Below are 18,803 nucleotides of genomic sequence, written 5' to 3'. Positions count from 1 at the left end.
GCCTACCACACTTCCATGCGATTAATTTGGCAGTCATCAGCATCAAAGTACTTTTTCATCACCTCTGGAAATGGGCCATTGCCGTGAGCATTCCTGTTATTCTTAAACTGGATCTCCATAGATTTGTGATAGTACTCGTCAATCGGTTGAGTAATATCCATAAACCTATTCATTTGTGACCAATCGTGAACATCACCTCCCCCTGCAATACCAATACGATTTCCCAACCAATAATGTTCTGGGTATTTTCTACAACTTAAGTAACCCGTTTGCATCGATGCGCTACCTCGTGCGTTCTTTACTTCTGGACCAACAACATACTCAAGATCTTCTATGGGGATATAAAATGGCTTTCTGAATAAGGTGTAAGGCGTTTTTACCAGACCGGTATGGCGATTAAACTCTATTGCATCAATAAAACGAATTGCATTCCCTAATTTGTACATTATTAAAGGGAATGCAGTCAGTAAAAACAGCCCCAACCATGAATGCCCAGCTGGCATACTGTCGTCTGTCATACTAACTACTAATAAACTTATTCCAGCCAAAGGACCCCATACCAATGAAAGCAATCTAAGTGACCATAGCCCTGGAGAGCGCGGTACAGAAACAATCTGGCCATCACATTTACTCGAGTAACTTACACCACTAAAGTCGTCTCTCGGCGCAAATCTGTCTTTACAGGGTTTTGCTTCTTTAAACTTACAACCGTTTAGTTCTTCAGCCTTGGCTAAGCGTTCCTCATAGCTTAAGTTATGAAGATGATCTTTTGGTAGTTCTTCATAAAAAATACCGCTAAGACGGTAACCTGTTTCTCTATCTATATATGCGTCAGTTTTTGCAAAGTCTTCTTTTTCTTCTTCGGTAGCTTCTTCGCGGTATTTTCTGTTTCTTTCTTTAGCCCTTTCTATTAAATAAATATCCCGTTCTTCTTGAGTCATCTCTTCAATCTTTTTCATTCTTCGTTTCCTTCTATCTTATTGGCGGCCTTTCAGGAAATCTGAACTTTTGATTTAATCTTGAAAGTTCTTTAATGTATCTAACCCCTTTAGTGATCAAATAACCATCGTCTTTTTTAGTCACCACCGTCGGCAAGGAGTACAACTCTGTAGCGCTCTCGATCACTTTTTTACCTTTGCCATTGGGATAACTTTCTACTTCTATGATTAACTCAATAGAGCTACCAACTTCTAGGTTTAGCAGTTCACAGAGTTTTCCTTCAGTGAACTCAAAGTAATAACCGGTTCGATTAGGATATAGCTTCCAACCACTGCTAAGCTTGGCCAACTGATGATGATTTAGCTCCTGTATTTTATCATCACCTTCTTTTGACCAGTAGAAACGAGCAGAAAACCCTTCTAATTCATTGGTTAGTGGCGCGCTTACCTGCACTTTAAACACACTTAAAAATCTTTGAATATTTATCGCAGGCGAGTACAACATACTATAAAAATCGGTTAATGCATTTTCCATTTTATGTTGCCATGTTGACGCCCTTACAGCAGAAGACTTATTGCTATCGTCTATATATTTTTGTTGTTGCTTTTTACTCCAAGGACAGGCATTTAGCCAAGCCTCAATTTCAGACTCATGAAAAACAAGTAGTAAACCAGCACCAATTAAGATAATCAACAAACCCAATAACCCTAACGCACTTGCAATAGCGCCAAATGTTGCGACTGCGCCAACACTTAAGGCGGAAATTAAATGTGTTGCAGCGACTAAGCTTGCTGAAGCGGTTAGTGACAAAAAACCCACCATCATCGTCATATTGGCGTAATATAACGCAGTATCTCCGCTTTTCTTTTCTAACATCGCATCCTTAAACGCAACATAAGCACTAACGGCTGCAGCTATTAACGTTACCGCATTTGCTGTAAAAACCAGTACCCCTCTTAACATTCCCATTGGAGATATGTGTTCTGCTGAGTTCTTTAAAATAGCGTTAACTTGTTTCGCAGTGGGCAACCCAGCCTTTTTTTCTACCACATTTGCACCGATATTGATCATAATATCGGCAAAGTCGAATACTGCCGACACTTTCGCAAGACCACTTGCGTTAACATTTTTCATAGTGTCGAATAAATTAACTGCCTCTAATGCAGCAACAAAAGACAGTGCTCCGTTTAAGGCTATATTATAAACTTGAGGTTTTACACTAAACTTTGAGAGCCGCTTCAAGGAGTCAGCTTCTTTATTGAGGCTCTCAAGCTTCCAGTTATTTCTATTTATTCTTTTTGTATAATCTTGAACTTCTTTTCTTATATCCCCAACTTCGAAATTAAGTTTGGCAATCTTACTCGCATCCAACACCAATACTTTTTGCTGTAAGCGTTTTTGTGCAAATTCGGCTTTTATTTTTTGTCGCTCCAGTGTTTTTTCAATTTCACCCAAGGTACCATCCAGAGACAAAATATGATCTAACTGTTGCTGAACAATCTGTCCTCCACCTAACTCAGTTCTGACATAAGGGTGTGCTACAGGGGTCTTCTGATGACTATCAGCAAACGCCTCTGCCGCTTTTTCCAGCTCATTCAGGCGCTTAGATGCTCGTTCAGCTTTTGACTGAAAGTCCAGTGGTAAAAATCCATCAGGTAAATTGCCATCTAAATAGTCTGCAATTGATAGGTTAATCTCTTTTATCAAACCATTTGTCGAAACATCTACTAATTGCTTAAATCGACCAAAGAGATCCCCTCTGACACTGTTTTCAAATCTAGCTGATTTTGCATACTCTATAGAGCTTGACAATGCACTAAGCTCTCTCTTTGCATTCGTTAGTTGGTATTGCACATTGGAGGCAGTTTTTTTGATATCACGTAATGCTTGCTCTTGGCGTTTTATTTGTAAGTCTAGCTGTGCCACTACTGAGTCAGGATTCATGCCTCCTGCAACAGCCGCATTTAAAATTTGGTTACGCGCTTTAATGTAAGCACTAATTTCTGCTTGTTTAGCTTCAATAGAGCGCTCTAGTGCCACTTTTTCATCTTTTAGTGCATTTGTATCAAGCGCTAGCGTTTCTGCTTTGGCTTTACGGTCTCCGTATACCGATTTAATATCCTGCCCTTGCGCTGCATTTAATCCAGTTGGCACCTCGAGACCAATCACCAAGAATCCCCACATCGCCTGTGAGGCTCTTCGGAGTACTTGTATTACCGCATCTGTAAATGATGAGTCTTGGTCATGCATGGGCTGCAAGTTATCTTGCATAAGCGTAAGATCAAAGCGCGTGTCAAATTCGTCGTTTGAACCTTTAAGACGGCACTCATACGCTGTCATCTCATCCTTTATCTTTTTAGGATAGAGCAGCTCAATTAATCTTAGCCTTTCAGTCGGATGCGTCCCCATCACTTTTAGCCAACACTCTTGCCCTACGTCATTCGCATCCAATTCATCTAACTTTTTGAAATCATCGTCTGACACCGCAAAATGACTGATCAGGGTAATGGTTAAGTCCTTTATTGGGCCGAGTACATCGGAGCATACTGCGTATAGTAAGCACCGGCGTATATCATCGTAGTAGGCATAGTCTTCAATGGAGTAATAAAAAGAATTGTTTTTTTGCTCGTCGCTCATAATCTCAAAGAGCTTCGCTTTTGATTGATTAATTTGCAGACCGAGTTCAAAGGCGCGGTCAGTGTGAAGATATTTTCTAAATTCAGTGGTGCTGAAGCTATCTTCTATATATTCCCGATACTGCTGTGCAAGATCCTCAGCGTCTTCATCAACTTCCACTCCGAGCGCCTTCTTCTTTTCTATTCCTTTTGGATAGTGAAAGAATGTGCTCTGAATTGCAGTTGCTAACGAACGCTTTGCCAATTGGTTTGGACTAGGTTCGAAACGTTCAGTCTTAGACTCTGATTTAAATTCAGGATCTTGTTGTATTGACGTTACGGGAAGGCTTAACAACTCCTTGCGATATATCGCAACCCTGGCGCTGGTGTCACGGGCTAACCCTATACTGTCGGCTAGTACCGGTACATACACACCTGACATATCTGGAACAGGTAAAACTAGGTGATCGGGTAATGTCGAATTATCGTAACCCTGCTTAAAACTTGCCAGTTTATCAAGTTTTTGCATTCTGTTGGCACGTCTGTTGGTCGCTTGGTCTCCGTTAAGACCGGGCTTTACACTTGGTCCATAATTTAAACGCGGATCCGTTTCAGCCATACCGCCAAATGCTTCAATTTGCTTCCAGCTCCATTGAGTTTCTGAATAAGCAATTTCTACACTACACTGTTGACCATACAACTTGTTTGGGACGATGATGGTACTGAGCTCTTCTGTAGTGGCTTTTCGCTCACCTTTGTCAACCATCTCAAGTGCTAATTCCGTATTGTCTACACTACACTCTTTGCCATAGTTATCTTTTTTATAAGAATATTCAGCAACACGAATAACTCTATGACCCTTTTGAAAGGCTAAATTGACATCTTTAAACGCGACACCTTCACCATTTTCCCTTGGAAGTACTTCCAGCTCTCGCCATAAGTGTCCGTCAACGTAAATATAGATAAATCCTTCTCTTAGCTGATCTTCTCCGTCTATCCCCATTCTCAACGGATAAATATGGACCAACTCCACTTCTGCATCTTGTGCAGTGTCATTCGCCGAAGAAGTACCAAGTGGTATTTTGTAGTATCCCGAGGTGCCAAGATCTGGGTTAGTATCAGCAACCATCAAAGACACTTTCTCTTGGTCGTTTGCTAGCCCTTCAAAAACCAGCTCTCTGTGAGCGGTTTCAAGATTCGTTAAGTCTGGTACTGTAAAATCACTCATCCTAGTTTCACTCCATCCTTGTAATACTCTTTACCTGATACGCTTACTTTTAACTTTTTACTTCCTGATTTATCGGGGGTTGCATCTCTTTTTGCCACTGACAGTGAGCTAGGGGTTGCACCGCCAGGTTGGTTAAGAGGAGCAGGTGGCGTGTTTTTACTGTTAGAGATCATAAGATCTCCTTGGCGCACGGCGGGTTTTCCTTCGATATACACATCAAAAGAGCTAGTAATAAACTCTGCTTTGCCTTTGATAGTGCCGCTGGCAATGCCTTTCTTTTTACCGGGTTGGTCACCTGTGCTTTTTGAAAAGTTACTTTTTATATTGGCTGCAGGGTTGCCGTTAATTTTTACCGAGCTTGCGGTGCTCGCTGCATCACCTGATTTGGCGAGATTGCTATAAGGAATTGGCACAACAACCTTACCAATCTTAGTCCAGCACACATCTATGGTATTTAGCATGCCACCACTGTCTTTATGGACTGCGGTGCGACCATTAATTAATACGTTTTGGCCGCTCACGATGCCTACCTGCTGTGCTTCGCTATCTACATCTTTTTCAATTTGTTCCTCAGTGCCAGCTTGCCATCCTATTTTGCGTTCAACCAAACCTAAAAATGCCCGAGCGTTGTCAATGGGCTTATGCATATCCATGCCAGTTTCTGGTTCTTCATGAGGTAAAATCGGCTCGTTTTTTTCATCGTTCCACTTAGGCGGTGGGACAATATAGTCATTGGCAAATTCGGTTATCATTTCACCTAGCATCATATCGCCATATTTAGCGCGCGCAATCTCATCTATAAACGCGTTTTCACCGCTTGCTTTATCAGGAAATACGGCAATCCCATTTACACAGCCAATAGCACCATTATTTTTCGCTGCGATAGTAAGCTTTAGCAATGCGGGATTATTATGTCGCCACGACACACTCCCGCCTACTCGAAGCATTGCAGACATGGCATCTTGATCGTACTGAATTGAATCAGGCTCTTTTCCTTTTACTGCCGCGATAAAGCTCATAACACACTCCTTGTTACTGAGATTAATTGTGGTTTTTCTTGCTCTGTGATCAGCCACACTCTGTCAATATGGCGATTTAACGGGTTATGTAGATAACTACTAGCAACCGCAAGTCCTATTGCATTATGGCCAGCGCCAATATAACCAATGGTATTTGCCGTGTTGTTGAGTTCAATTAACGCGTCATGCTCTTGGTACAAGGCGCGGCTGGCATTAAGCCATTCTCTTTGCCACTGTTCACTGAGTAAGCGGGTTGAAATATAGGGCTCACTTACCTCTGCGTGCAGCTCTTTTAATAGCTCACCTAAGTCGCCCTGGTATGCTTTGGTTTGGCATGCATTTTTACTAGCGCTTGTACCAAGCAGTACGCAACCGCCTTCACTTAATACAACACCTTCGGGGCCGCCAACAACTTGTAGCTTGCCTACCCAGTTTGGTTTTGACGCTTCATCATAACCAACGCAACTATCTACAAATACATAGAGACTATTTGGCGAGAGCGAATCAATATCAAGCACTTGATACAACTGAATATAGTCAACGTTCAGATCAAGATGGTCACAAAGCGCCCTAACATCGGACAGTTCTATATATGGCTCTTCTGCTTTTGTGTTGGCAGTAACTAGATTAATGGTGCCATCCCACGCGTTGGCACTGCCATCAAACCGTTGCTTAGTCTGGCTTAATAAAGATTCTAGAATGGCTAAACAGCGGTCTTTACGCAGTGTGACCGAGATTTCTTCAATTTGTGCGCGCAAGTATGGTGCATCGAGGCTTCTATCGTATCTAACAATGGCTTTGCTTGGCGTGCAAAAGCGCATGTTGTTTGCGACCGCGGTATATAAAGCACTGGGGTGGTTACCGGCGGGGGTTTCTAGCGCGATTAATTCAAACTGCATGTGCCACTCCTTGCGCTTGCGCCTCTTCGACTAAGAACACACTGTTACTGCCTGTTTGGCTCTTTTTTACCCTTCCTCGCCAAATTAATGAAAACTGCTGTGTTTGCGAGTCAATTACCAGCGTATCACACTGCATATCAATAGGCGTGGCGTCTGGGCCATTAACTAAACGACAACGTGGCACAGCTCTTGGTAACGTCAGCTTCAGGCTTTGTCCATAAGGCAAATCTGGCGTCAAGCCCATCATATCAATCCACCAGCCATCACTAAATAGGTTTTGAGTTTGTTGGTCTTGCGGTGCGACTTGATAATGCGCAGCGGGGACTGCTGCTTTAAATGGAAACTTGCCCGCTAAAGCTTGGGCTTCGTCAACCTCAGGAAGTTTATCCATCCTTGGCGACCAAAATGGCGGGATCGCTGCAAAGCTTGCAACCGCAGTGTCGTGGCTCGGCTTTTTTAATACCTGATTAGCATACTCCACTTGTGGCAATGGCTGGCCTTTCGCTTCTTTATTTTTGAGCTTATAACCACGACCAAGGGGATTTTGGGTAGAAACTTGTTCTTCATCCGACGGACTTGTTCCGCCATAGGCAAGTTGGTAATTTAATACACAGGACGATAATACTTGTGGATCGCTCGCCACAGGCCCGAATAGCGATCGCTTCCACACACGCTCACCAGTAACTCGAAGTAATTTATCAACAAATACACTGTCGTTACAGCCGAGTTTTAGTCCAACTTCAATCACTCGCGCTTGCTTATCGGTTGGTGGAAAACAGGTCAATTCACCGTATACTTCAAAACCGGTTTTATAGGGCTGAACTTCGCTAACGGCGGTTAGGCAGGCTTCAAGCCCCTCACCGTCAAAGTCATCAGCAAGCACAACTGGCGCTCCAGTTGGATCGGGATACACATTACCCTTTACGTCGTATTCAAAGTTCTGCTTCACAGCGATGACTACGATGGGATCTTTTTCCTCATCCCAAGCCTCAACCGTGCTACTTTGCCACTCGGATTCATTCACTAGCATGGTTCAACTCCTGCTTTACTGATTGCCATTGAAGATAAGCCATCGGCATGTAAAAAAGCGCAGCGCCAAGTGCATACGAGGAAATTTTGGAAAGCTTGCGCTGTATAGCAAGGCCAGCCAATCCCTGTTGTAACCAAGCCGCTGGCTCAGAGACTTTACGCCCTGCGAGTTGATGTTGGATATTTGCTGTAATTAGGGCTTGGCGTTCGTATTCTGCTTGCTTAAAACTGGGTAATTTTTGCGATTTTTGAGACTTAACGCCAGTTTGTGCATCACTTATTGCAAATTCTTCAGGCAAGTCGAGAGCGGTGATTTGTTTCCACGCCTCGTAAGCTGGACGAGCGGTACTGGGGGCTTCGAGTAACTTAACTAGATTTTGTAACGAACGGGTATGAGAAAAGTACGGAAATACTTCTGCAATGTAGCTTGGATTATGCTGACAATAAAGTAAGCATGGTTCATCCCATTTTGGCTCATCGAGTAAACCTGCCAGCTGCAATAGTTTTGCTTTTAGCGCGGCATCATCGGTCATCGCAAACCGCTTAACTAAGTGCTCTGAAAGTTGCTCTGTATTACACAGCCACATATTCACCAATGCCGTGTAGGCAATTTCAGGGTTGCTATGTTCAAGTGCGGCCATGAGTTGGTGGCGCGACAAGTTAGCCGTACTAAATGCTAAATAGATAAGGCTCGTAGGCCAATTTTCATCTGTTGATAAAATTCGCTGCCTGAGTGCATCACCAAAATCAATGCGCCATGCTGACAAGTTATGAATGAGCAGCTCAGCAAGCGCAGGCTCGCTGTTAATCGCCGTGATGATCTCACTAGCTTGGGCTTCAAGCGCTCTTGTCCCAAAAAGATGGTTAATAAGTAACAACAGCTGTGGTGAATCAATCTCTTGGGTTAACGTAAATACATCGTCAATCGACCCATGCGCGATACAATCTAGTTGGGAGCGATTTATCCAGTGTTCTTCGTCCGTCGCAGCTAAGGTATACACATGATTTAATAGTTGTTTTTCAAGAGCATGTAAACGCCCAGTCTCAACTACTTGGCGTGCATTAAACTTTTGATAATGACGCCAAAGCGACTTGAGTTGCTGACGGTGAACGGCCAATTTGGTTGCAGCTAAAAACATAGTCACACCGTATCAGCTTAATTTAATCGAATTGGCCAGCCTTGGAGGCTGAGATCTTGCTCAATATCGGCGTTTAACAGTTTACCTTCAAGCTGTATCTCACCATTGCCGTTGATCGCAATGCTGCCATTTTTGGTTTTGACACAGACTTTTTGCTCGCCATTTAACACCACAGTGCCGTTGTTATTTGTCACCGACGCTGCCGGAAAGTCTTGCGGTGCAGCTAAGCGACCAATAACGATAGGCATTGCCACGCTATGTAGCAACACTTCGTCGTCAATACTTACGCGTGTCACACTGTCTAATTGACCTTTAACCTTCATTTCTACATTAGATTCGTCACACTTCACTCGTAACACTTTGCCTAATTTATCAATGGCAGATACACGCCATACGATGTTACTCAACGATGGTGGAAATTGTACGACATTGGTTTTCATAGACTTTGCTCCCTGCTTAGTTATGGCTAATTGCAGAGCCAGACACTGAAATGTTGCTGGCGCTTAAGTTCAAGTTGTTCGCATCAATGGTAATATTACCTGCCGCATCAATTTCTATTTTACCGCCGCCTTGAGAAAGCTGAATTGAGCCGCTACCTTGGCCAACGATAGAAATGTTTCTATCGGCATTGATAGTGAAGTTACCATTATGCGCCGCAAGCTCGACGTTACCGTCAACACTGAAGTAACTGATGTCTTGCGCGGCCTCTAGATTAATGGATTGCTGCGCTTCGAATTGAATATTGCTATCAGCAGACTGAATTTTAATGTCGGTATCTGCGGTGAGTTGAATAGCCTCTTTGGCATTGATCTCAATATTGGACTCAATACTTTGGATATAAACAGCATCTTCTGCGCGAATGCTTATTTCTTTGTCGGCTTGTGCCACAATATTCGCTTGTGATTGCAGCGTCATCGCTTCTTTCGATTTAATATCGATGTAACCTTTTTTGGTTTCAAGCTTGATAAATTCGCTACCTTCGGTGGCATTAAATTCGAGTATATTTTCTTGCGATTTGGTGAACAATTGAATTTTCTCTTCGCCTTCTTTGTCATCCATCAACAAAGTGTTTGACGCTCTTGTCACCAATTTGTTTTCGCTGGAATTCTCAAAAGTTACAGGGCTTAGTGCCTCCTCGTTAAATAGCGCACCGAGAATAATTGGCCTGTCTAAATCACCATTTTCACCCGCCACCATGACCTCAGTTCCTTTGTTTAAAGGAAAATGCATGCCGTATCCACCCGGTCCACCATAGTGCTGCATAAGTCGAGTCGGTTTACTCTCTTCCCCTTCACCATCTTGGTTAAATGGCAACTTGACTTTATACCGTCCTTTGTTATCCACTTCTTGTTCGATCGTGGCGTTAAACGATGCAAAGACCTTTTTGCGTTTTATGACAGGCGCTTTAAACTGCACATCAATTGGGATGATCGTCGCTTGGTTTTTATAGGTTAAGCCTTTTACCTTGGAGCCATATTCAACGCTGCCACCTTGACAGCCTTTATGGGCAACGGACACCACTAAGTAACGACCGCTGTAATTAGGGTGATCGGTTATGGTTAAAGCTACACCTGGACGAAGAGCTCGACAGTCGGTATCAATAACAAAAAGATTTCGCTGACAATCAATGCTTTGCTGGTGTACTTTGGTAAGCGCGTCGCCATCTCCTTCAGTCATGAAGTTTTCAGCAAATATACTGTCTTCACCAAAGCCACCAACCTCTGTTTGATTGTTACTATTAACAGACAACGCACAGCATTTTTCATAGTCTTCGTCGTACAGCCTAAAGCCGCTATTTAGTAGGCTCGCTTTTTTAGAAAAGGCAAAGACAGACTCACTTGGCCTAACTTGTCCGGTAGGTGACGCATAAGGCAAGGTGATCTCTTCCATCTCTGCAGAAAAATCACTGCTGCGGCCAAACACTGACAGATTGGCTTGACTGCCCGCTGACTCTGTGCTGCCGTAAACAAAACCGTAGCGGCGCATTAGACGCGTTACAAAGTCAAAATCACTTTCATCGTACTGCACAGTCATAGCAAGGGATGGTGATGATGCCTTCAGTTGCAATTTTCCTGACGGGAACCCTGCCTTGTCTAACACACTTTTAACGATGGCATCCGCAGACATGTCGGTAAAAACGCGATTAGATCGTTGATGTTTGAGTAACACCAAAAGTGATTGAAAGGATAAGGTATACACGTAGCCTTGATGACTGCGACCATGGCAGACATATTCGGTAATAATCCCCGAAACCGTTCTGTCAGACATAGCCCATGTAATGGAAAATGTAACATCTTTACCAATCACCAAATCAGGCTCAATTAGTTCCTCACTTAACACCTCAATATCGAAGCGATAGTCACTGCATAAGCTGTCATTCTGTGATTCAAAACTCAATACTTTAAATAAACTCCCAGACAACCCCGCAATTTCGATTGCAAAGTGACTTTCGTTTGCCTTAGGCAGTTTATCGGCAAGTGATGCGAACATTTCCATTTTTGTCTCCTTACTCGTATCTACCGTTAACTTAAGTCGGCGAATACGGCTTCAATTTCACCATTATCATCCAGTGTCAGCGTCAGCAAATCTGGCATATCTTCTTCGCTCATAAAGCCCAAAATTGAGCGAGCGATCCCAGGTAAAATTTGCTGTTCAATTGTTGCGTTAACCAATCGTGCGCCACTATCAGACATAGCGCACTTATCGGCTAGATAATCTAACGCCGTTTGATCTACGCGCAGTTGTATAGCGTGATTGTCACGAAGTCGCGCTGCGACCTTCTCAAGCTTAAGTGCCACGATATGTTTTAACACATCGGTATCAAGCGGGAAGAAAGGCACAACCTGCATACGTGCTAAAAGCGCAGGTGCAAAATGCGCGAGCAAGTTTGGCTTAATTAAGCTGACTAGCTGCTGAAAGCTCGGTCTCTCAAACGGTGTTTCTTCCTCGTTGTTGTCTTGTGCTTCTTCATCTTCAGGTACGCCTTGCTGAATGATCCCATCCACCATTTGTTGCATGGCCTGCTGCTCGGTTTCTGGTGTACAAGCATTGATGATTTGCTCAGCCCCTAAATTAGAAGTCATGATGATAACCGTGTTTCTAAAATCAATTTCACGCCCCTCACCATCACGCATTACGCCCATTTCAAACACTTGGTAGAACATATTCATGACATCTGCGTGGGCTTTTTCCACTTCGTCAAGTAACACCACAGAATATGGGCGTTGACGCACCGCTTCGGTTAACACCCCGCCTTCACCATAACCCACATACCCCGGTGGTGAGCCTTTGAGTTGTGATACCGTGTGTGCTTCTTGATATTCACTCATGTTTATCGTGGTTAAGAACTTTTCACCACCAAATAATAGCTCGGCTATGTGTTTTGCCGTTTCGGTTTTACCCACCCCTGAAGGACCTGCTAATAAAAATACGCCCAGTGGGCCAGACGACGCCGACACACCCGCTTTTGCAACCCGTAATGTTTGTGCAATCGCAGTCAATCCAGCATTTTGCCCCACTACACTTTGTGCCAGTGATTGCTCAAGCTTAAGTAAGTTCTCCAGCTCGTCTTTCACCATATTACCGACAGGGATCCCAGTCCAACTTGCAATCACTTGCGCTACCGTATCACTAGTCACTTCAGAGAAAATAGCATTATCATCTTGATTTAACGCAGCAAGCGCTTGTCTAATCGCAGGTTTCTCTTCGTCACTTGCACCGTGTAAGGCATTATAAGTATCAATTTGCAGCTCACGGCTTTGCTCAAGCTCAGCAAGCTGCTCTTGGGCTTGTGTAAGCGCATCGGTGAGACTTTGAATGCAAGTTTGATCTGCAATCCCAAGCTTTGACTCGATTGCCAAACGTTCAATTCTGCTTTGATAGTAACGGATCTGCTCTTTGGCTTTATCAATCACCACAGGCGATGTTGCCGGTCCCATTCTGACCATAGCAGCTGCGGTATCTAGTACATCAATGGCTTTGTCAGGTAATTGTCTACCTGTGATATATCGTGCAGACAAAGTAACCGCGGCTTCAATTGCACTGTCTGTGATTTGAATTTGGTGGTGCTTTTCGTATTTATCTTTCAGCCCGGTGAGCATGAGCTTTGCAGCTTGCTCGGTTGGTTCATCGACTTTAATTAATTGAAAACGGCGCTCAAGCGCAGCATCGCGCTCAAAATATTTTTTATATTCGCTCCAGGTCGTTGCAGCAAGTGTTCTTACTTCTCCACGTGCAAGCGCAGGTTTTAGTAGGTTTGCGGCATCTCCCATGCCTGCGTCGCCACCAGCACCAATCAAGGTATGCGCTTCGTCAATAAATAAGATAACGGGCGTTGCTGAGCTCTTTACTTCATCAATGACTTGTTTAAGACGGCGCTCAAATTCACCTTTGACACCAGCTCCGGCTTGTAGTAGGCCCATATCCAGTACGCAGATCTTTACTTCTTTAAGTTCTGGCGGAACTTGCCCTTCAACAACGCGCTGAGCAAGTCCTTCTACCACTGCCGTTTTACCAACCCCAGGTTCACCGACAAAAATTGGATTATTTTTTCGGCGACGACACAGCACATCAATTGCGAGGCGGATCTCTTCGTTGCGCCCAAGGACAGGGTCAATTGCACCTGAACGTGCTTTTTCAGTGAGGTCTTCACAAAATGCTTCTAGTGCGCTTTCACCTTGTGAACGACTATTCGACACCGTGTTGTCAGCATTTGGCTTACTAAATACTTGGCGCTCAGTCGAGCCTTTACAGATCTTATTTAAATTCTGCTTTAAGAAGTGTGTATCAATCTTGTCGAACTCGCGTGCCAGCCCAAATGCAGGGCTGTATATCGCCATGTCTTTGAACGAGTCAATAAGCGCAGCTCCTGTGATCCAATCATTCTGATGGCGCATGTTTGCACTGAGCCACGCTTTTTCTAACCACTCATAGAGACGACGGGAAAAAACCGGCTTGCTCGGGTTGCCAGCATCTTGTTGATTGATAAACTCGAGTGCACTATTCCACAATGCGTCTTGATCAACTTCGAAGAAAGGTAAGATCTTCGCAACATCGCCGTCATTGTGCTCTTCCATTAACTTTAATAGGTAATGCTCTGGTAGCACTTCAAAATGCTTTCGACTCGCTGCGAATCCAGCCGCGGCTTCCAACGCTGTCGCGCTGTGATGATTGAGTTTGTCTATGAGATTCTTTATGCCTGTTGCGTCCATCTTTTAATCCTTGCTATTCCCGTTCGCATTAAAACTGTGATTGTGAATATATTTTCTTCTCTACGCGTGCGTTAACTTTACCTATCGCACAACTTATCCCAAGCTTGCCAGCTCCTAACCGAGTTCCCTCGCGTGCTTGGCGATTGATCTGCACAACCAGTTGCCAATTCATTTTGGTGGAGGTGTGCCAATTTAATAATTGTGATAAACGTTTGGCTTTTACACCACCGGGCTCATATAGCTGCGCCTCAGCCTCGTCCATTGGACCCAGCTCAATGCAAATACGATTGCCCGTCACCAATACACGTTTGCCCAATATGCCATTGCCGCCCAACGAAAAGCCGCTTTGTTTTGACCCTAACTTACCCGCTTCGGTAATTCCTTCCCACTCAACGATATTATCTTTAATCGTTAAGCTTTCGTCTTGTAGCGCTTGCTTTAATACTTGCTCAAGCCCAGCTGCGCTGGTTTGTTTGGCACTAATTAGGTTTAATTTGCTCTTATCTGACTGGTTATTTTCAAATACTGCAGCAACTATTTGATCAAATTGCTGCGCACCTATGCCCGCTAGGTTTATCTGAGATTTCTTCCAACTTTGAAATAACTGGCAATACAGCACATGATTAAAGAGATCTAAAAATGCACGTGTTCTTGCACCTATCTCCTCGTCTCCTACGGCTTGCTCTAACAAGTAGTGCGGCATCGCAGCATCAACGCCATACAAACCGAGGAATGAAGTTTCGAGCCTCAGCTTGCCTCGTTGCCTTACTTGTAATTCGCAGCGTCTAACATCCGATGCTGGAAACCCAAGTTCTTTATACGGTGCAATTTCAACGCGATGACTATGGCCACTTTGTAACTCGTTATTGCTAGCCCAGTGCTGTTCAATAAGCGTTAGCGCCTTGTACAAGCTAAAACGCCAAGGTGTGGCCATCAATTTAGCTATCGGCTCTGGCAATTTTGCCCAAATGGGTTGGTTTTGCTGCTCCATCATTTACACCTGATAACTGTCGCCTGCCGTCACATCCCATTCCCACTCGTGGTAACTTGGCAGCAGCGTCACTCGGGTTTTTAAACATTCGTTAATTGGCGCATATAATTTAAAGAACTGATGCAACACATCACAAAAATGATACGCATCAGCCGTACAAACAAAGCTCTTTTCGTTTAGAGTTAAATGGATCTCTATCCCTTTAACGAACACGCCCTTTTGTAGCAATGAGATAGGTTTAGATTCAGCGCCTTGGATACTCTCAATACGGTTTCGATTTTCAGAGCGCTCCGACCAATCAAACAGTGCCAATAGCTTTTTCAGCTGGGTCGGCTCCGCAAGCTGAGAAAAACGCATGTTCAACAAGCTAATGAGCTGCCAATGTAAAGCCAAATCAGGAGAATTAAGCAACTTGCTCGGTCTTACGACATTTTTAACGCTAAGTACCGACGGCACATCAGCGCTTTGTGCATTGATATCGCCTTCTTGCAGTGTTTGCCTTGGCCACGCCGCGTTATGTGCCAACAGATCCGTCGATAAAGTGGTAATATCACCTACTTCTTGCATTGAAAGCTGAATGTAAGTCTGTGGCGATACCCCGCCAATGTCGCGGCTTATCAGTGAATACAAATGGGCGTTATCTTCATATACCGTGCTATACCGAGAAACAAAGTCGATGGCTTCCCCGGTGCTACTGCTTGCGCCTTGTACCGACTTCACGCTATAACAAAAACTCTCTCCAAGCTTATTTTGCACTGGATGTAGTTGGTATTCGGTTTGGTTTTCACTGACTCGGATAGGCTCGGCATCTACCGGGTAGATATTTACCGCAGGTACACAATTAAGCAGGATATTATCCGCATTTACTTTGTTACCGGGTGGTAATTTAATATCACTGGCTATTTTGATGCTGATGGTATTAGTATCTGGATCAATATTTAGTGTATTCAGTCCCGTTAGTTCAACAAAATAGAACTTTTCACGAGAGTTAAAGTAATCAAGCAGCAACGCATAAGCGGGATGACTCTGTTCGCTGTTCGGCAGCATTCCGGTGCTGTCTTTATGAAAAGCGGCATCTATTTTTGATTTGCTCAAGGTATATTGCGTCGTACTACCAAGCTTTCCTGTCTCAACCCCTATCGCTGCGTTTGGATTCTTCATCATTTGATAAAGGCTGGCACAAAGCGGCGTGTCACCACGTAAATACACCCGCAATTTAGAGAGATCGTAATCATCTAAACTGCCTTGGCCTAACCGCTTGAGGTGCAAGTTTAACGTCGCACCAGTGTGGATCTCATGATAGTCCACAGAGTAGATCTCAAACGGCAGCACTTTCGTTTCTGCGGTGGTAGTAAAGTGACAAGCCACAGGCGCGTTGTCACTTTTATGGGAAGATATTTTCGCGCCTTTTGGCACACTCACCAGTCCTTGCATGGTGAGTTTTGGCGCAAACTCTAGCACCGTCGTAGACGGATAGTAGTTTAATAATATTGGGCAAATCTGTCTGAGTACCTGCTCAGACACTTCAGGTAGCGTCTCGTCCAATCGCTTTTGCGTAAATGCTGTTAAGTAAGCGACTCCTTCGAGCAAGCGCTCAACATGAGGATCTCTATCCTTTAATGCGTCAATATTTAAAAAGCCGGCGTGTTCGGGATACTGCTGAGCAAATTGTTTACCGGCTTGTGTTAACAGCCTCATTTGCGCATCAAAATATTGCTGCATATCCATTAGTCTGCTCCTCCTGCATTGACGTTTGCTTTACCACCTGATGCAAACTTAGTATTCAATCTGATTATCTCGCCGGTTTTTAATTGCGCTCTTATCTCAAATCGAATCACACAGTTTTCCTCTTTTATGTCGATGGGTCGAACGATGAGGTTGGTAATTCTTGGTTCGTACTTTTCTATGGTTCTCTTTACTTCATTGGCAAGTGTTTGCTGTGAATAAGGTAGCCCTTCATATAAATCTTCCACATCCGGTAAACCATAATCGCTTAAGTGCTCAAGCACTCCCCTACGCGCATTCAACAGTTGCGTTAGGTGTTTACATACGCTGTCGCTTAGATGCGATAAATTGTTATCGCTATAGGCTTGGCGTGATGGTTGAGCTAGCAAATCAAATAAGGCCATAGAAAAATACGCTCTCTATTCATTCATTGCGCGAACTAGTTTAAGCTTGAAAAGGAGGCCAGCAGGCCTCCAACACTCGAAATTAACGACCTTCAGTCCATGAGTCAGAGAACTCAATGTTACCGTCTAGGTACGTCCAAGTGATGCGCTTGTAACGCATGTGCACTGTTTCAAGGTGAGGATAACGCTCTTTATCCAAATCTTTAACGTTGTGCATTGTTGGCGTGATTGAAGTGATTTTCACGTCTTCAAGCGTATGGCGGAAGTACTCACGCTCAGTACCGGTGTCATCAATACGGTACCATTTAAGCTCAAGTTGCTTTAATGTTTGACCGTTTGAACACGCTTTGTACATGTACGGAGTAGCAGCATCCACAGCTTTTGTGATAACAAAAGGCTCGTGCTTACGAGTACCTGTTAGCTCGCCCGTGTCGTTATCAGTTGGGATACGCAATTCGTGATCGAAATGCAAAATCTCAATTGAACCTTCACGCTCAGCTACAGTTACTGAACCTTTAACGTCGTTACCTTGGTCGTCCTTTAACCACATATACGCTGGAATTGCCATTTTTAATTTCTCCTTTTAAGATAAGATGTTTCCTAATTATTAAAGGCATTGATCAAACGCATGTTTTTCACGTTTGATCCCCAAACAAAGCGCCACGCTTTATGCCAATTTGGGAACATGTCCCAAGTTGGTGGCAGCCAACTTGGGGCAATCTTTCACTACATGTTATAAGTCACCACGTAATTCCATCACTAACGTCGCCGCATCAAATGGCGTTTTTAGTATATCCAGCTGCAAAAAGTGCTGCTGAACTGCTTCGGGTAACTGTTTGAATTCGAATTCTCCACGTACTTCTTCCTCCAAAGCGGAAATAACAAAGCTATCAACCTCTAACCATTCATCACGATTAACCAAAGAGTTGTAGTAGTTAACTGCACTTAAGAAACGAATATATTCGTCTTTCATACAATGGTTAAGCGCGACGTAATGCAAATAATATACCGCATCTACAACTAATTCTGTTTCAAGTTTGTCTATTTCTAACTGACTTGGCGTAACTCGTGGAGTATGTTCAAAACATGTTTCCATTGATTTTGTGTAGGAAATGGTTGTTTCTTGTAATTTAACTTTTGCAAAGAATAACTCTGGTGTTAATGTTTCTGCCGAGGTCACAACTGGCAAAAACAACACTAATAAATAATATAATTTATTCATTCTTACATCCTTTAACTAACGCTTTCCAAAATTCTCTCTCTTTGTGCGAAGTAGCATTTCTGTAAGCACTAAATGAGATTCTCGATATTGTATGCCTTTTCATTTTTGGTACAGCGCCTAGAGCCTCTGCCATTTTTGCAAAGTCTGTATTTGCGATATTAAATTGAGATACGAGAGGTCCATTTCCAACGAAGATTGCAGCAAATGTTCCTATACTAAAGACCTGCGCTAACATATCAGTATTTTTTGTTAAATCTCGAACAGCTTCCAAATTTTCAATATTTTTTTTAGAAAACTCTAATCCAGTTATATTTGGGCATCTCATACTTTTATCCTTAAAGTTGATTTGAAATTTAGGCGGGTTTCCCCGCCCTATATACGCT

The 18,803-nt window shown here is 43.5% G+C and carries 15 protein-coding genes; all 15 read right to left on the bottom strand.

Translation table 11 applies throughout. The annotated features are described in order from the left end of the window. Nucleotides 1–2 precede the first annotated feature (2 nt). The 15 genes from L3V43_RS04665 to L3V43_RS04595 all read right to left on the bottom strand — a co-directional run bounded on the left by L3V43_RS04665 (nt 3) and on the right by L3V43_RS04595 (nt 18,745). Entirely contained in the window at nt 3–959 is a 957-nt protein-coding gene (locus tag L3V43_RS04665) for a hypothetical protein (protein WP_235368104.1), read from the bottom strand. Nucleotides 960–972: 13 nt separating this feature from the next. Then, nucleotides 973–4,782, bottom strand: coding sequence for a toxin VasX (locus L3V43_RS04660; protein ID WP_237116021.1), 3,810 nt, complete (start codon nt 4,780–4,782; stop codon nt 973–975). Continuing rightward, a complete protein-coding gene (locus L3V43_RS04655) occupies nt 4,779–5,801 on the bottom strand; it encodes a DUF4150 domain-containing protein (protein WP_235368106.1) in 1,023 nt (340 codons plus the stop codon). Before L3V43_RS04655 ends, L3V43_RS04660 begins: the two co-directional genes overlap by 4 nt. Then, complete coding sequence (locus L3V43_RS04650; protein ID WP_235368107.1) at nt 5,798–6,700, bottom strand: hypothetical protein; 903 nt, start codon at nt 6,698–6,700, stop codon at nt 5,798–5,800. The genes L3V43_RS04655 and L3V43_RS04650 overlap by 4 nt, the downstream gene beginning before the upstream one ends. Then, a complete protein-coding gene (locus tag L3V43_RS04645; RefSeq protein ID WP_010604816.1) occupies nt 6,690–7,730 on the bottom strand; it encodes a DUF2169 domain-containing protein in 1,041 nt (346 codons plus the stop codon). The genes L3V43_RS04650 and L3V43_RS04645 overlap by 11 nt, the downstream gene beginning before the upstream one ends. After that, entirely contained in the window at nt 7,717–8,868 is a 1,152-nt protein-coding gene (locus L3V43_RS04640; RefSeq protein ID WP_235368108.1) for a hypothetical protein, read from the bottom strand. Before L3V43_RS04640 ends, L3V43_RS04645 begins: the two co-directional genes overlap by 14 nt. A 17-nt stretch (nt 8,869–8,885) precedes the next feature. Continuing rightward, a complete protein-coding gene (locus L3V43_RS04635; RefSeq protein WP_045963381.1) occupies nt 8,886–9,308 on the bottom strand; it encodes a hypothetical protein in 423 nt (140 codons plus the stop codon). 16 nt (nt 9,309–9,324) lie between these two features. Next, nucleotides 9,325–11,364 carry a type VI secretion system tip protein TssI/VgrG gene (tssI, locus tag L3V43_RS04630; RefSeq protein ID WP_237116020.1) on the bottom strand — a complete coding sequence of 680 codons (2,040 nt, stop codon included), beginning with the start codon at nt 11,362–11,364 and terminating at the stop codon, nt 9,325–9,327. A gap of 26 nt (nt 11,365–11,390) precedes the next feature. After that, nucleotides 11,391–14,078, bottom strand: coding sequence for a type VI secretion system ATPase TssH (tssH, locus tag L3V43_RS04625; protein ID WP_237116019.1), 2,688 nt, complete (start codon nt 14,076–14,078; stop codon nt 11,391–11,393). Between the two features lie 28 nt (nt 14,079–14,106). Next, nucleotides 14,107–15,072, bottom strand: a complete 966-nt coding sequence (gene tssG / locus L3V43_RS04620) for a type VI secretion system baseplate subunit TssG (RefSeq protein ID WP_233525153.1) — start codon at nt 15,070–15,072, stop codon at nt 14,107–14,109. Continuing rightward, nucleotides 15,073–16,797 (bottom strand): type VI secretion system baseplate subunit TssF, encoded by a 1,725-nt coding sequence (tssF, locus tag L3V43_RS04615; protein WP_010604822.1) that lies wholly within the window; start codon nt 16,795–16,797, stop codon nt 15,073–15,075. Continuing rightward, the gene (gene tssE / locus L3V43_RS04610) at nt 16,797–17,198 is read right to left on the bottom strand and encodes a type VI secretion system baseplate subunit TssE (protein WP_010604823.1); all 402 of its coding nucleotides are present in this window, start codon (nt 17,196–17,198) and stop codon (nt 16,797–16,799) included. The genes tssF and tssE overlap by 1 nt, the downstream gene beginning before the upstream one ends. 82 nt (nt 17,199–17,280) lie before the next feature. Further along, on the bottom strand, nt 17,281–17,766 hold the full coding sequence (locus L3V43_RS04605; RefSeq protein ID WP_010377064.1) for an Hcp family type VI secretion system effector: 486 nt from the start codon (nt 17,764–17,766) through the stop codon (nt 17,281–17,283). Between the two features lie 165 nt (nt 17,767–17,931). Continuing rightward, nucleotides 17,932–18,420, bottom strand: coding sequence for a hypothetical protein (locus tag L3V43_RS04600; protein WP_233525154.1), 489 nt, complete (start codon nt 18,418–18,420; stop codon nt 17,932–17,934). Next, nucleotides 18,413–18,745 (bottom strand): hypothetical protein, encoded by a 333-nt coding sequence (locus L3V43_RS04595; RefSeq protein ID WP_102056852.1) that lies wholly within the window; start codon nt 18,743–18,745, stop codon nt 18,413–18,415. Before L3V43_RS04595 ends, L3V43_RS04600 begins: the two co-directional genes overlap by 8 nt. Between the last annotated feature and the right edge of the window lie 58 nt (nt 18,746–18,803).

This window comes from Pseudoalteromonas sp. L23 (assembly GCF_021728455.1).
Classification (GTDB): Bacteria; Pseudomonadota; Gammaproteobacteria; order Enterobacterales; family Alteromonadaceae; genus Pseudoalteromonas.
This window is presented reverse-complemented; position numbering and strand designations above follow the sequence as displayed.